Below are 14,932 nucleotides of genomic sequence, written 5' to 3'. Positions count from 1 at the left end.
AACCACACGCTTTTGGATCGTCAGGACTTTCTTTCCATTTACCAATCAGACCCTATTTTTCAAACTATCGCCCATGAGATATCAAGTGGCGAAAAGCTTACCTATCAGATAAAAGGGCTATCTGGAAGTTTGGATATGGTGTTGTTTTCAGCGCTTTATCAGGCCAAGGGTGGTTTTCATTTGATCGTGGCTCAGGATAAAGAGGAAGCTGCATACCTCAATTCGGATCTTCAGAATTTGCTGAATACGGAAGAGCATATGATCTTTCCTTCCAGTTTCAAGCGCGCATATCAATACGAGGAAATCGACAATGCCAATGTGCTGATGCGCTCGGAGATTCTGAATCTGGTGTTGGAGGAAAAGGGAAAATCACGCATCATTATCACTTACCCGGAAGCAATCTACGAGCGGGTGATTAACAAGAGATCACTCTTGGAGAACACCTTTTCTGCTAAAGTTGGGGAGCAAGTCGATATGGAATTCGTATCAGAAATTCTTGCGAGCTATGATTTTGAGCGGACTGAGTTTGTCTATGAACCTGGGCAATTTGCTATCCGGGGTGGGATTTTGGATGTTTTTTCATTCTCAAATGAAAATCCATACCGCTTGGAGCTTTTTGGAAAAGAGATAGAAAGCATACGAACTTTTGACCCGGAATCCCAACTCTCCATTGCCAGCGTAGATCAAATTGCTTTGATTCCAAATGTTCAAACGAAACTTCTTCAGGAAGTAAGGCAGTCCTTTTTGGGATTTTTGCCTGAGGATACGATTATCTGGATTAAAGATTATCAACTGACACTTGATGTAATGGACGAATGTTTTCACAAAGCTTCTCTGGCTTTTGATCAAATCGTCAAAAAAACAAATAATACAAAAACCGTCCTCGGTCCTGGGGATTTGTTTGATAAAGGATCTGACTTTGCTACGCTTTCCACCAATTTTTCAAGAGTAGAATTTGGCAAGCAGTTTTATCTGAAAAATGCTAAGCAATCCTCTTGGGAGTCTCAGCCGCAGGCTTCTTTCAATAAGAATTTTGACTTGCTGGTTACACAGCTTTCAGAAAATGAAAAGAAGGGTTTTGTCAATGTTTTGACCGCTGAAAATGCTAAGCAAATCGATAGGTTGCTGGGTATTTTCAAAGAGTTAGATCCGACTTTACAAGTCCAAAGTATGCTTCTTGGCTTGCGCGAGGGATTTGATGATAAACAATCAAAAATTGCTTGCTTCACAGATCATCAGCTTTTTGAGCGTTTTCATCGCTATAAAACCCGAGATAAAGCCAGTAAATCCAAAGCCCTTACTATCAAAGAGCTGAAAGCACTACATCCTGGAGACTACATTGTTCATGTTGATTATGGTGTAGGTCGATTTGCTGGTTTGGAGAAAGTGGATGTAGCAGGCAAAATGCAGGAAGCGGTTCGCTTGATCTTCAGAGATGATGATTTGCTTTATGTGAATATTCACTCTTTGCACAAAATCTCAAAGTTTTCCGGGCAAGAGGGTACAGTACCTTCTATGTCTAAGCTTGGATCTCCGGATTGGGAAAACAAAAAATCCAGAGCCAAAAAGCAGGTCAAAGACATTGCAAAGGACCTGATTGCGCTTTATGCCAAAAGAAGGTCAGCGGCAGGATTTGCTTTTAGTCAAGATTCTGTTTTGCAAATTGAGTTGGAATCTTCTTTTATCTATGAGGATACACCTGATCAGGCTTCCGCTACACAAGATGTAAAATCGGATATGGAAAAATCTTATCCTATGGATCGCTTGGTTTGTGGAGATGTGGGATTTGGAAAAACTGAAGTAGCTATAAGAGCAGCTTTCAAAGCTGTAAATGATAGAAAGCAAGTTGCCATTTTGGTCCCAACGACCATTCTTGCCATGCAGCATTATCAAACTTTTAGTGAGCGATTGGAGAATTTCCCTGTGAAAGTGGAGTATATCAACCGCTTTCGCACTGCAAAAGAAATCAAGGAAATCATCGCTCAAGTAAAAACCGGAGAGATAGACATCCTTGTAGGTACTCATAGGATTGTCAATAAGGATATTGAGTTCAAGGATTTGGGATTGTTGGTGATTGATGAAGAGCAGAAGTTTGGAGTGAAAGTGAAAGATCAGTTGAAAAATCTACGCCTGAATGTGGATGTATTGACTTTAACTGCCACACCAATTCCTAGGACTTTACATTTTTCCCTCATGGGAGCCAGAGATTTGTCTGTGATCGCAACACCTCCTCCAAATCGTCAACCCGTCACCACCGAAGTTCAAACCTTTCAGGAAGAAGTGATACGGGATGCTGTTTCGTATGAACTGAGACGTGGTGGGCAAGTTTTCTTTGTTCATAATCGAGTGGGTGAAATTGATTCCATTGCCAATCTGATCATGAAATTAGTGCCTGATTCCAGAGTAGTTGGTGCTCATGGTCAGATGGATGGGAAAAAACTGGAAAAGGTCATGGTGGATTTTATTCACCACGAATACGATGTGCTGGTGTCTACTAACATCATCGAATCAGGTCTTGATATCCCGAATGCCAATACCATTATTATCAACCGCGCCCATATGTTTGGAATGAGTGATTTACACCAGATGCGCGGACGAGTTGGGCGTAGTAATAAGAAGGCGTTTTGTTATTTGCTAACTCAGCCTATGTCTGGCTTGACCACAGAAGCAAGGAAACGTATGCAAACGCTGGAAGAATTCTCGGATCTTGGAGATGGATTTAAGGTGGCTATGAAGGATTTGGATATTCGAGGAGCAGGTAATTTACTTGGAGCTGAGCAAAGTGGATTTATCACTGATTTGGGCTTTGAGATGTATCATAAAATTCTCGACGAAGCTGTTCAGGAATTAAAGGAAAATGAATTTGCAGCATTATTTGAGACTGATTTAGCTGAAAAAGTGAAGGTGCTAATTCAGGATTGCACGATTGAGACAGATCTTGAATTGTTGATTCCGGAAGAATACGTGGGAAATATCAGTGAGAGATTAGGCCTGTATTCAAAACTGGATGCTATCAAGAACGAGGAGGAGTTGAATAAATTTTCTGCCATGCTGCTGGATAGATTTGGTCCTTTACCAGAATCGGTGACCGATTTGATGGAAACGGTACGCTTGCGATGGAAAGCAGAAAAGCTTGGAATTGAAAAACTTGTATTGAAAGGTAATCTTATGAAATGCCATTTGCTTCCTTCCAGCCGAGATGATTACTATTCCTCCGATATTTTCCAAAAAGTTATGCGATTTGCGCAGATGAATAGTAAACTTTGCAAAATAAAGGAGTACAAGAATCGTTTGATTCTTACATTATCGAATGTTTCTACGATTTCCAAAGCGCAGATCAAGCTAAAAGAAATGAATGAAGCCTAATTTTGAAATATTTTAATGGCATAAAAATTGCAGATTTGCCTACCGATTTTGTTGATTTTCTGGGATTTTGGTGGTTTTTTGCCAAATGGAATAAAAGGACTTCAACTCAAATCATTGGAAGTGCTTTACATTGCAATTATATTAGCACACTGAAAAAGACCTAAAACAATTACAAATATGCGTCTGAGTAACAAATCTTGGGGAATGTGGGTAGCAGCTTTGGCAATAGTCGGAAGCTCTATTTTAACCTCTTGTAACAAAACTCCTGGGTACGGCAGAAGAACTGCGAATAAGCCTGGTAAAAAAAGTGCTACGACCGGAGCAGAGTTCAGTTTTGATGAAAATGATTCTACCCAATTTTTTGTAGCTAAAAATGCCGAGCAAATCCCAGGTCCGAAACTTGAAATTCATCCAAGGTGGTAGAGCTGTTTTAGGCTCTCAGGAAGAAGATGTGATGGCGTTCCGTGATAATCAGGAAAGAACTGTAACACTTTCAAACTTCTACCTTGATGAAACTGAAGTCACTAATAATGATTTTAGAGAGTTTCTTTTCGATATGAAGAAAAAAGTGAGTGCAGATTCACTTCTAAAACTTGAGCCAAAGGATAATGTATGGGCAGGAGGGGAAATGTCATTCAACGACATGTACCAGTCTTATTATTTCAGATTTCCAGGTTTCAATTTCTATCCTGTAGCTGGTGTTTCTTGGACTCAGGCTAATGCTTACTCAAAATGGAGAACAGAATATGTTCAGGAAATTATCAGAAAAGAAAGAGAAATAGATTCAACTTTCACTAAAAATCAACTGATAGAAAGAGGCGTTGCTCTGGCTGACTATAGATTGCCTACTGAGGCTGAGTGGGAGTATGCTGCTAAAGCAATGATTGGTACCCAATACCTTGACGAAAATCAAGAATACGGTAGAATCTATCCTTGGGATGGGAGAGGTGTTCGTAACCCATATAATGTAAAAAGAAAAGGTAAGCAGGGTGATTTCCTTGCCAACTTCAAAAGAGGTAGAGGTGATTACGGTGGAATCTCAGGTGGTCAGAGAAATGATGGAGATATCATTCCTACTAATGTTTATGATATGGCTCCAAATGATTTCGGACTATACCACATGGCAGGAAATATGAACGAATGGGTTCAAGATATTTACCGACCACTTTCTTACCAAGATTTTGATGACCTTAACCCAGTTAGAAGTAACGGCTTAGGGGATGAGGAAGATACTTATATGACTTCCATGCTTACAGATGAGCTTAGAGTTTATAAAGGAGGTTCTTGGAGAGATGTAGCTTATTGGTTAGCTCCAGGTACCAGAAGGTTTATGCATCAAGATTCAGCTACCAATCATATTGGTTTTAGATGTGCGATGATCTCTATCGGCGAGAAAGGAAATTAAGAAATATCGAATTCACGAAAAGCCCCACCAATTGATTTTGGTGGGGCTTTTTTCATGTAAATTCATTAATGCTCTATTTCGCTGGTTTCATCACACCAGCATTGATTGCCACAGAAATGTCATTTTCCTTAGGAGGAATAGGGCAGGCATATCCAGCCACATAGGCGCAATAAGGATTGTAGGCTTTGTTGAAATCCAATTCAATGGTGTCTCCATTAGGAATGCTCAAGCCCATATATCTTCCACCTCCATACGTTTCAATTCCGTTTGTCAGATCAGTAAAAGGTAAAAAGAGATAGTCTTTGTATTTTTCCTGAGTTCGTAGTTGGTGGCTTTGGTAGATATTCAATTGATATTCTTTACCATCTAAGGTAAACGTCGCAATCCCGTAGATGTCATAGTCTTTTATCGAGTTTGCAGTAGTTTTCATTTGAAATAAACTATGAGGAGGAAGCTTTTCAAATTTGGCTATTACATGAAATTTTTCATCAATTGGATAATAATTATGTCCTGTAAAGGCAAGTTGTTGCTTCTCAGATAATGGCGATTCATCAGGATTTTTAAATTCTTCATTCAGTTCACGCTGAAATTCTAGAATTGAAGCTTTGTAGTCATTTTGAGCATATAGCTTATTTGAAAGCCCGATAAATGCTGAGAGAAAATCAGTAGTGCTTTCATAGGGAGTTTATTTTAAATTCAGTTTGACTTGGTAATTTTTATATAAGCCAAATTAGAATCTAAAAGTGAATTTTAGAAGATTTTTCCATTCGACCCGAATAAAGGGGAAGTAAAATTCTAAGCGCTTCATTTTCAATGCTTAGGCAAATCTCATTAAATTGATAATCTGATAGTAAACTTTTAACCTATACAAATTATGGAAAGCAAAAATGGATTTTTGAAAATGAGTATTGCTGAATTTATTCCTTGGATACATGCCCAGCGCATAGCTCGCACCATTATCACTATTCAACAGCATCACACATGGAGCCCTAACTACACCCATTTCAACGGTAGAAATCATTTCGACAGACAATCAGCCATGAAAAATCATCATGTTCGAAATAATGGCTGGAGTGATATAGGGCAGCATTTTACGACCTTTCCAGATGGTACCATAGTTACCGGAAGGTCTTTAGAAGCTACTCCAGCATGTATTTTTGGTGCCAATAGAGACTCCATTTGTATCGAACATCTAGGTAATTTTGATAAAGATGGTGATGCAATGACAAACGAGCACAGAGATACCATAATTCAGATGACTGCAGTTCTTTGTGATAAATTTAGACTGCCAGTGAATACGTTTAGTATCATTTATCACCATTGGTTTGAACTCAGTACTGGGAAGAGGAATAATGGAACCGGCGGCAATAAGTCTTGTCCAGGTTCAAATTTCTTTGGTGGAAATAAAGTTGAGGATTGTAAGTCTTTCTTTCTTCCGTTTGTAGAACAGGCTATTCAAGGATCCCATCTGACCATTGCTCCTCCTACTATTGAAAAATATGTAGCAGTGACAGCTAATCTACTTAATGTACGTACCGCACCAAATGGGTCTTCTGCAAAAGCTCCAGATAGACAGGCTGCTCAATTAGGAGCAATTTTGAGAATCTACGATGAATCCAATGGGTGGCTTAAAATATCAAATAGTCAATCACACTGGGTTTATGGAAGATACACAACTGAGGTTCAAAGAGCTACTATCAATGCAAATGTGCTTCGAGTAAGGAGTGGTCCTGGGACAGCATATCCAATCGTAGATAACCTGATGAAGTCAGAAGAAGTATTCATATCCAAAGAATCAGATGGCTGGTGCAAAATGAGTTTGGAGGAAAAATGGTTAAGTAAAAGCTATTTGGATTTCAAATAATCTTGGAAAAAGATTTACCTAATTTACCCGATATGTGAGTTGATTTCTCATTTCGTGGAACTTCTCTAATTCCTTTTGCTACTTAAACCCGTCTATCTAACCGTTAGACGGGTTTCCCTTTTTTGGAATATTCTTCGCTTTATTAAAAGTGCTTCCAAACCGAAGCTGCTTTCTGGCAAAGAGAGTAATTGCCAACTTAACCACTAAAACTATGAGTTTATTAAAAGATGTAAGAGTAGCAATATTAGCTACGAATGGATTTGAAGAATCAGAATTAGTAGAGCCAAAACGTGCCCTTGAAAAAGAAGGTGCTGAAGTATTAATTATCTCACCGGAAAATGATGAAATCAAAGGCTGGAAGAATGGAAATTGGAGTGATGCCATAAAAGTAGATGCAAGAGTAGATCAAGTAAGTTCGACTGACTTTGATTCCTTACTGATTCCTGGAGGCGTGATCAATCCTGACCTATTAAGGAGAGATATGACTTCTGTGAATTTTGTCAAAAGCTTTTTCGAAGATCATAAACCGGTGGCGGCTATTTGCCATGGCCCTCAAATGCTTATAGAAGCTGAAGTGACCAACGGCCGTACCTTGACATCCTTTGCGTCAATAAGAAAGGACCTTGAAAATTCCGGGGCACATTGGGTAGATGAAGAAGTAGTCGTGGATAGCGGCTTAGTCACATCACGAAGCCCGAAAGATCTGCCTGCATTTAATAAAAAAATGGTAGAGGAATTCCGAGAAGGAAAACATGCTGGACAAACAGCTTAAAAAGCATAAAGCCCGATTAATAAATTAGTCGGGCTTTTTATACGATTTTTTATCATCTCATATGAGTTGTGTTTGCTGGAACGGACCACAGTTTTGAAATCTTAACTTTTGATAGTTGAACCCTGAATTTTATTTACCGTTAAATTTTTACTTATTTAATAGTTCAACTTCACGATGCATGAAAAGACTTCCTTTTTTACTCACAATCTGCCTAATTTCTTTTTTCAGTTACGCTCAGGAAATCAAAGAATCAACCTTTAAATCCGAAATCCAAGAAGTCACGGTATTTCTCTCAGGTGCGCAGATTTTTGAAACAGCCTCTGGGCAGCTTTCTGCAGGCGAATCATTTATTTTAATTAAGGGACTTTCTCCTTATGTGGATGAAAAGAGTATTCAGGTCAAAGGTATGGGTGATTTTACCATTCAAGCTGTAAATAAGCGCTTGGATTACCTCTCTGAGCAAAAAACTGGGGAGAAAGTGAAAATGCTACAGGATTCTATTTTGGCAATCCAAAGAAACCAAAGTATTAGAAAAAGGGCGCCTGGAAGTGCTCAAGGAAAAAGCCAGTTTGCTAAATGCAAATAAGAATATAGGCGGAACTCAGAATGGATCGACTTTGACGGAATTGAAACAGGCGATGGATTTTTACGATGCTGAGCTGATGAAAATCAAAGCTGAGGAACTGAAAATACAAGCGAATCTTCAAAAGGAAAATGAGGAGATGAATAAGCTCAGCAATCAGATTGCCGCTATGCAAGAATCTGCCAATGAGTCAACTTCCGAAATTAGAATACGAGTAAAAGCTGAAAGAGCAGGAAGTGCCACCTTGGAAATCAACTACCTCGTAGCCAATGCAGGCTGGTATCCAAAGTATGATGTTCGCGTGAAGAATGTGAGTTCACCTCTTGCGCTGACCTACAAAGCGGAGGTATATCAAAACACCGGTGTGGATTGGAAGGACGTGAAACTTAGGTTTTCCAACGGTAATCCAAATCAAGGTGGTCAAATTCCAGATTTAGAAAAGTGGGAGTTGAATTTTGCAAGACTGACTACCTTCAATCCTAGAACACAAATTTTCGGGTCTGTTTCTGGCCGAATCACAAGTGCAGCTGATGGTGAGGCGATTCCTGGAGCCTCAGTGATGGTGCGGGGCACAACCATAGGAACAGTAACCGATATAGATGGTAATTACTCCCTAACCTTACCTTCAGGAGCTAGTCAGTTAAGTGTGTCCTTTATAGGTTATCAGCCAAAGGATATAGCGATTAATTCATCTAGGGTGAATATCTCTCTTCTAGAGGCTAGTAACATGTTGGATGAAGTTGTAGTGACAGGATATGGCACTCAGCAGAAAAAATCAATCACAGGAAGTGTTGCAACTGTCCGGATTCGTGGCACAAACTCGATGGATGCTTATGCGGCAAGTCCTTTAAAGACTACTGTGGTAGAAAACCAAACGACAGTAGAAATCGAAGTTGCAGAGCCTTATTCAATCAAATCAAATGGAGAGAAAACCTTGGTTGATCTGAAAAATTATGAGGTAGATGCTGCCTACAGTTATTCGGTTGTTCCTAAGCTCGATAATGATGCATTCCTGATTGCTGAGATTGCCGATTGGAGTCAATACAGTTTGCTGGAAGGAGAAAGCAATCTATACTTTGAAGATGGCTATGTAGGCAGATCAATATTGAATGGGTCTTCATTGCAGGATACCTTGGAAATTTCAATGGGGCGGGATAGAAGCATTGTGATCCAACGGGAGAAAAATGATGAATTTTCCAAAAAACGGGCAATTGGGTCTAATATCACTGAGAGTCGCGAGTACAAAATCACTGTGAAAAACAATAAGTCTCAGCCCGTGACGATCAATGTGGAAGATCAGATTCCTGTGTCTGTCAATTCTGATATTACCGTCGAGGCATTAAGACTTTCTGGTGGGAAATTAGATCCAGATACTGGATTAGTCACTTGGACGATAACTTTGCAGCCGGGGGCTCAGCAAGAGCTCAAACTCCAGTACGAAGTGAAATATCCAAAGCGGGAAAAAGTGATTTTGGATTAAGGTTTATGCTATGGTAAATAGCTAAAAAGGGGTTAAACAATTAAGTTTACCCCCTTTTTTAATGGTCAGAAATGAATGAACTCCTTATTTCACTATCCAATAATTCAGATAGCCAGATGGGGTTTCTAGTACCACTTTGAATATGTCAGACTGTGTTCCATTAAGGGAAAATGACTTCTTCTCATCGGCTAAATTGACCTCACCGACTAGCCAATAATTATCTAAGCCACCAGTCTTGAAATTATTTGTTGTTGATACCCAAACTCTGCCTTTTTTGCCTTTGGAAAGAGATTTCCAGCTCATTGAGATTTCTCCATTTTTCGATTCAGCTTTCAGTCCACTTGCATCCACTGCTCCAATGAATGGAGTTCCATCTAATTCCATTGCGATCTTCTTAGGAATGCTGAGTTCTAAATGATTTGCTATAGAAGGCAGAATGTCCACCATCTCTGGTGTTTCCTCAAAATGTGAATTGGTGTTTTTTGAATTGGTGACTATCCATGTGGCACGTTCTCTTGCGCTATGACCTCCGTGATCAAAACCATCATCAGTTCTTCCATGATCTGTAGTGATGACTATTAGCCAATCTTCTCCAAAAGTATCTTCTCTGAATTGAATTGCTTCCCAAACACGTCCGATTTGGATATCTGCTTTTTTGACTCCGTCCATCATTTCAGGACTATTGCCAAAGCCATGTCCCATATCATCGGAATATTCCAAATACATCCAGGATAAATCTGGAGCTTCCTCAGAAATGTAGCGGGCAGCTTCTTTGGAAACTGCTTCGTCTATTCTATGGATGTAAAATTTATCATCGTCATGAGGGAAATTCAAGCTGTCCAGCTCCAATCCGTCAAAATAATAGTCAAAAACAAAGTTTCCAGTTTGCGGTAAATTGGCTCCCACCAGTTTAGTTCTATTGTCTAGCCAAGTAGAGAAAATGGCCGTTTTCTTAGTTGGGTCAGCTTCTTTTAGTATTCTGAAAATTGTCCAGTAGTTATAATTCGGCGCCTTGATACTGTTTCCCCATACATTATGCTTATTCGCCCAAACCCCAGTTAATAAGGAGTTATATCCCACTGCAGAAATAGTAGGCGTCTCAGAATATCCGCCCACTTCGCCTCCCATACTAGCTTTAGTAAATCCTCCAATTGCACTAATCTTGTCCATATTTGGAGTAGCAACTGAATCGATCACATCTGCAGGGATTCCATCTAGGATTACGAATAACACTTTTTTGGAGTTGGTTTGAGCAAAACTGTGAGATGCAAACAAGGCAACGGCTGCAAGCGTTAAAATTCTTTTCATTCTTGGCTATTTCTAAGAGATTCTAAAGGTACTCCCTAAAGTTAAAAATGAAATGGAATAGGTTTTTAGCTCCCCTGCTACTTCCGGTCCAATGTCATCTCCAAGAAGGTGTACCAGGTATCTCCTTGGTTGAATTCGCCGATTTCAAACCATTGACCTTTCTCATTTATTTTGATAATGTACCTGACCGATTCTGCAGGATACCAATAATATACATCCTCTTTTATTTCAGATTTGAAAGTCCCTTTTTGTCCAGATGGAAGGAATGATTGAAAATCAAACTGATTTTCTGCTCCGGAAGATGTGATGATGGCTAGCGCATTGTGAACAATTTTTCCATCTGATTTACCTAATCCTTCAATTAGAATAGCAGTGGAATCTAGTTTGAACTGAATATTTTCAGTTTGTTCAAATGTTTGCTTAACCCTATCCTGGCCCATCATCCAACCGGATCCTTCCCATTCCCCGACTAGAAAAGATAGTTTTTTCACTTCTGCTTGGAAAGATTTATCGGTTTCACTGCTTTGCGCAATTGATAGGTTTGTGATAACCGATAGAGCGAGTATTAGAATTGTTGATTTTTTCATAATTTCTATAAAATGGTTTATACTATAAACTAAATATTCAAATTTTTTTAAGTGATGTAATTTTTAAGATTTTCAACATAACTCTCAAAAGCTCTAACACCTTTTTGTGTTACAGAGCAGGTAGTTAGCGGTCGTTTTCCTTTAAATGACTTTGTTATTCTGATATACTCGGCTTTGTCAAGTTTATCCAACTGTACACTTAGATTTCCTGCAGTTGATTCAGTTTTCTCTTTGAGAAAGGTGAATTCTGCTGACTCCACGCTGATTAGGATGGACATAACGGCTAGGCGCAACTGCGAATGTAAAAGAGGGTCTAATGGCTTAAACTCGCTCACGATAAGTGTATTTTAAGTAATAACCAGGCACAAGATATCCCAAAACCATCGCAATCCCAGCGACTAAGTACTGATCAGAAACTGATACAAGGAATGCAATAATAGCAGCAATCGCCAAAACTAATCCGCCAAACTTAACCATCGAAACTTTGATGATGCTACCGGTAGCAAACATTCCAACTGCGGCTAATAGTAGAATCACAGGATTATGATTAAATCCTAGCACTGGCATAAAACTCAGAACTATTAGCATGGCAACGAATACTCCTATCCAGACTTGGTTCAGGATCTGATCTAGATGTGTTTTGAATTTTGCCTTGCTCCGCTTATTGTAGCTCCAGTAAAAACTGAATAAGGAAGCTGGAATTACAAGAATCCAGATGTAATAAGGGTGTTCGTAATTTGCTTTTTCAAGTGCATAAAACCCAAGATTGCAAATAGATATTACCCATCCCCAGAGCAAAAGGTGAAAACTTCCATCTCCTGCCGCTTCTTTTTTGACTCTAGCGATCATATCAGTGATGATCGCTAAGGACTCAGTACTTGATAATTCTTTTTCCATGATTTTTAAATTTAATGTTTGAGCGATAAATGTAAATAAGTTTATAATATAAACCAAAAATAAATTAAAATGCTGATTATAAAATGTTTAAAATCCTTTTGGTCGTATTTGGGTTTGATAATGAATTTGGAACCCTCCGGGAATTCATTTTTGAATTCATTTTCTTAACTTGATTCTTAAACCTTTTTGATGCCAAAACATGAAAAATATTTTTCATCCTCAGATAGTTCAAGAATTAATCGACAGGATAAACAAGCTTACTCCCGAGACCACTCCGCGTTGGGGAATAATGCGGGTAGATCAAATGATGGCTCACTGCTGTGTTGCTTATGAAATGGCATATACCGATAAGCATCCCAAGCCTAATTGGTTTATGCGCTTCTTGTTGAAATCCTTCGTAAAGAATGGCGTAGTAAACGATAAACCTTACCCGAGAAATGCCAGAACTGCACCTGCTTTTATTATTGCGGAGCGCAAAGACTTTGAAACTGAAAAAGCACGTTTAATTGGGTATTTGGAGCAGACTAGAGATCTTGGTATCCCCCATTTTGAGGGCAAGGAATCGCTATCTTTTGGTCCGCTCACAGCTGAGGAATGGAATAGTCTTTTCTATAAGCATCTCGATCACCATTTAACCCAATTCGGTGTATGATACATCCAGCAAAGTCTATCAGGACTTTTATTGGTTCAAAAGACTATAACGAGAGTATTCGATTTTATCAAGTATTGGGATTTGAGGTGAAGTCACTCGATCCCAAGATGTCATTAGTTACCGTTACCGATAAGCTTGCTTTCTATTTACAAGATGCTTACTTGAAAACCTGGTGCGAAAACTCGATGATTTTTCTAGAATTAGAAAGTGATCTCGAGTCTTATTGGGAGGCTATCAAAGTCCTTGGTTTACCGGATAAATTTCCTGTGAACCAAACTGAGCACGATTAAACATAACGATTGGGGAAGTGAGTTTTTTCTTCATGACCCAGCCGGTGTTCTTTGGCATTTTGGGATATTCAATTGATCCCTACTCCAGATGTGGAAAATATAGGCTGACTTATAGACTAATTCCGCTATACTTTGAGCCTAAATAAGTTAGCTTATTGACGGTTAAGATTTCTTTTAATAGACCATAAGAATTTTGTCAAGTAGTTCTTTCGGTCTGATTCTTGAGCCCTTTTGCCTCAAAAAGATTAACTACATATGAACAAAAATTTGCTTCTATTGGCCCTTTTTGCGTCACTTTCATTTGCAACTTCCTGCTCTAACTCTGAATCAGTTTCTGAAGAGGAAAATGAAATCAATTCTACAGAAAAGGCTTTATATGTTGGTGACAATTCAGCTACCTCGCTTGACTGGAACGGTACCTATAAAGGCACAGTGCCCTGCGCTAGTTGTGAGGGAATTGAAACTATTCTAACCCTCAACATCGATCGTACTTATAAATTGTCAACCCATTATTTCGGAAGAAATGACGCTCTGGAAGAGGATGATATGGGGACTTTTACGTGGGATGAAACTGGATCTATTATTACGCTGGAGCATGTAAGCAATGGACCTAGCAAATATAAAGTGGGTGAAAATCGCATTTGGCAACTTGACATGCAAGGAAATATGATCACCGGAGATCTTGCGGATCATTACATACTGACCAAGCAATAAACCTTACTTAAATCGCACTATTTTTCCATGAGCTTTTGAGGTCATGTTCTGAGGAATGGAATCTGTGATTTCCTTGTATAAAAGTTCTACGAGCTTTTGCTTTAGGAAACTTCGATTTAAAATTATACTTACTTCGCGTGTAGGAGAAACGCCGTCAAAAGGCCTTAATCTGGTTTTCTCCTCATCGGAAAGTTCCAAGGTCGCTAATTCTGGAAGAAGAGTAACGCCTTTGTATCTGTTTACCATATTTTTAAGCCCTTCAAGTGATCCACTTTCGTAGTGAAAATTCTTTGGTCCGCTTAGGCTTTGATCACAAAGATTAATCACTTGATCCCGAAAACAATGCCCTTGCTGGAGAACCCCAGAAATCTTCTTTCTGCACTTTTTCAGGATGAAACGCCGACTCCTTTAATAGGGGATGATCCTTTGACAAATAGGCGAAAAACTTTTCATAAAACATTGGTTTCTCGACAATTCCAGCTTCCTCCAAAGGTGTCACAATAATTCCAAGATCTAACTCGTCATTCTTTAACTTTTTCACCACGTCTTCAGTGACCATTTCCTGCACCTCTAGCTTCACATGTGGATATTTCTCCAAAAACTTTCTGATAAAAAGATGCAATAAGTAAGGTGCCAGCGTAGGGATAATCCCCAACTTTATCACCCCTGAAACATCTCCTTTCAAGTCAGCTACCAATTCAAAAATTCCTTTGCTTTCAGACACCACCTTCTTGGCTTGCTTGATTATTTGAACTCCCATTTCAGTAGGAATTACAGGCATTTTACTTCGGTCAAAAAGAATAACCCCTAAATCCCGTTCTAACTTACTGAGCTGTGCGCTCAAGGTAGGTTGAGTTACAAAACAGCTCTCCGCAGCATGGCCAAAGTGTCTGTGCTTGTCGACTGCTATTAGGTATTCTAGTTGTTGTATAGTCATAGGCTTATGCTTCTCTATGTCAAAAGTAGAAATTTCCGAAAAGAGTTTCTTCCTCCTTTTCTAATACCAAGAACCTT

13 protein-coding genes and 2 pseudogenes are annotated in these 14,932 nt (G+C 39.2%); 9 read left to right on the top strand and 6 right to left on the bottom strand.

Translation table 11 applies throughout. From position 1 onward, the window contains the following. The first annotated feature begins 12 nt into the window (after positions 1-12). Both mfd and gldJ read left to right on the top strand, forming a co-directional pair. A complete protein-coding gene (gene mfd, locus AC0L6R_RS14785; protein ID WP_473271893.1) occupies positions 13-3,366 on the top strand; it encodes a transcription-repair coupling factor in 3,354 nt (1,117 codons plus the stop codon). Between the two features lie 177 nt (positions 3,367-3,543). After that, positions 3,544-4,771 (top strand): annotated as a pseudogene (gldJ, locus tag AC0L6R_RS14780) (gliding motility lipoprotein GldJ). A gap of 73 nt (positions 4,772-4,844) precedes the next feature. Here the strand turns inward: gldJ and AC0L6R_RS14775 are convergent. Beyond that, the gene (locus AC0L6R_RS14775) at positions 4,845-5,348 is read right to left on the bottom strand and encodes a DUF1684 domain-containing protein (RefSeq protein WP_473271994.1); all 504 of its coding nucleotides are present in this window, start codon (positions 5,346-5,348) and stop codon (positions 4,845-4,847) included. Between the two features lie 297 nt (positions 5,349-5,645). Here AC0L6R_RS14775 and AC0L6R_RS14770 point away from each other — a divergent pair, with 297 nt between their 5' ends. The 4 genes from AC0L6R_RS14770 to AC0L6R_RS14755 all read left to right on the top strand — a co-directional run bounded on the left by AC0L6R_RS14770 (position 5,646) and on the right by AC0L6R_RS14755 (position 9,470). Further along, the gene (locus tag AC0L6R_RS14770; protein ID WP_473271892.1) at positions 5,646-6,635 is read left to right on the top strand and encodes an N-acetylmuramoyl-L-alanine amidase; all 990 of its coding nucleotides are present in this window, start codon (positions 5,646-5,648) and stop codon (positions 6,633-6,635) included. Between the two features lie 211 nt (positions 6,636-6,846). Further along, a complete protein-coding gene (locus tag AC0L6R_RS14765; protein WP_283412308.1) occupies positions 6,847-7,407 on the top strand; it encodes a type 1 glutamine amidotransferase domain-containing protein in 561 nt (186 codons plus the stop codon). Between the two features lie 178 nt (positions 7,408-7,585). Next, positions 7,586-7,993 (top strand): DUF4140 domain-containing protein, encoded by a 408-nt coding sequence (locus tag AC0L6R_RS14760; RefSeq protein ID WP_473271891.1) that lies wholly within the window; start codon positions 7,586-7,588, stop codon positions 7,991-7,993. Continuing rightward, positions 7,956-9,470 (top strand): DUF4139 domain-containing protein, encoded by a 1,515-nt coding sequence (locus AC0L6R_RS14755; protein ID WP_473271890.1) that lies wholly within the window; start codon positions 7,956-7,958, stop codon positions 9,468-9,470. The genes AC0L6R_RS14760 and AC0L6R_RS14755 overlap by 38 nt, the downstream gene beginning before the upstream one ends. Before the next feature lie 84 nt (positions 9,471-9,554). Here AC0L6R_RS14755 and AC0L6R_RS14750 read toward each other — a convergent pair whose 3' ends face one another. The 4 genes from AC0L6R_RS14750 to AC0L6R_RS14735 all read right to left on the bottom strand — a co-directional run bounded on the left by AC0L6R_RS14750 (position 9,555) and on the right by AC0L6R_RS14735 (position 12,262). Next, complete coding sequence (locus tag AC0L6R_RS14750; RefSeq protein WP_473271889.1) at positions 9,555-10,778, bottom strand: alkaline phosphatase family protein; 1,224 nt, start codon at positions 10,776-10,778, stop codon at positions 9,555-9,557. Between the two features lie 77 nt (positions 10,779-10,855). Further along, positions 10,856-11,365: a hypothetical protein gene (locus tag AC0L6R_RS14745; protein ID WP_473271888.1), complete on the bottom strand. Its 510-nt coding sequence runs from the start codon at positions 11,363-11,365 to the stop codon at positions 10,856-10,858. A 47-nt stretch (positions 11,366-11,412) separates the two neighbouring features. Next, positions 11,413-11,700: a winged helix-turn-helix domain-containing protein gene (locus AC0L6R_RS14740; protein WP_283412312.1), complete on the bottom strand. Its 288-nt coding sequence runs from the start codon at positions 11,698-11,700 to the stop codon at positions 11,413-11,415. Further along, a complete protein-coding gene (locus tag AC0L6R_RS14735; RefSeq protein ID WP_283412313.1) occupies positions 11,687-12,262 on the bottom strand; it encodes a hypothetical protein in 576 nt (191 codons plus the stop codon). The genes AC0L6R_RS14740 and AC0L6R_RS14735 overlap by 14 nt, the downstream gene beginning before the upstream one ends. Before the next feature lie 199 nt (positions 12,263-12,461). Between AC0L6R_RS14735 and AC0L6R_RS14730 the strand changes: the two genes are divergently transcribed. The 3 genes from AC0L6R_RS14730 (at position 12,462) to AC0L6R_RS14720 (ending at position 13,918) form a co-directional block, all read left to right on the top strand. Then, positions 12,462-12,914: a DUF1569 domain-containing protein gene (locus AC0L6R_RS14730; RefSeq protein ID WP_473271887.1), complete on the top strand. Its 453-nt coding sequence runs from the start codon at positions 12,462-12,464 to the stop codon at positions 12,912-12,914. Further along, positions 12,911-13,204, top strand: a complete 294-nt coding sequence (locus AC0L6R_RS14725; RefSeq protein WP_473271886.1) for a VOC family protein — start codon at positions 12,911-12,913, stop codon at positions 13,202-13,204. The genes AC0L6R_RS14730 and AC0L6R_RS14725 overlap by 4 nt, the downstream gene beginning before the upstream one ends. Before the next feature lie 255 nt (positions 13,205-13,459). Further along, complete coding sequence (locus tag AC0L6R_RS14720; RefSeq protein WP_473271885.1) at positions 13,460-13,918, top strand: copper resistance protein NlpE; 459 nt, start codon at positions 13,460-13,462, stop codon at positions 13,916-13,918. 3 nt (positions 13,919-13,921) lie between these two features. Here AC0L6R_RS14720 and AC0L6R_RS14715 read toward each other — a convergent pair. Beyond that, positions 13,922-14,855, bottom strand: a pseudogene (locus AC0L6R_RS14715) (hydrogen peroxide-inducible genes activator). Between the last annotated feature and the right edge of the window lie 77 nt (positions 14,856-14,932).

It is taken from the genome of Algoriphagus sp. 10J20-15, assembly GCF_055809615.1.
This window is presented reverse-complemented; position numbering and strand designations above follow the sequence as displayed.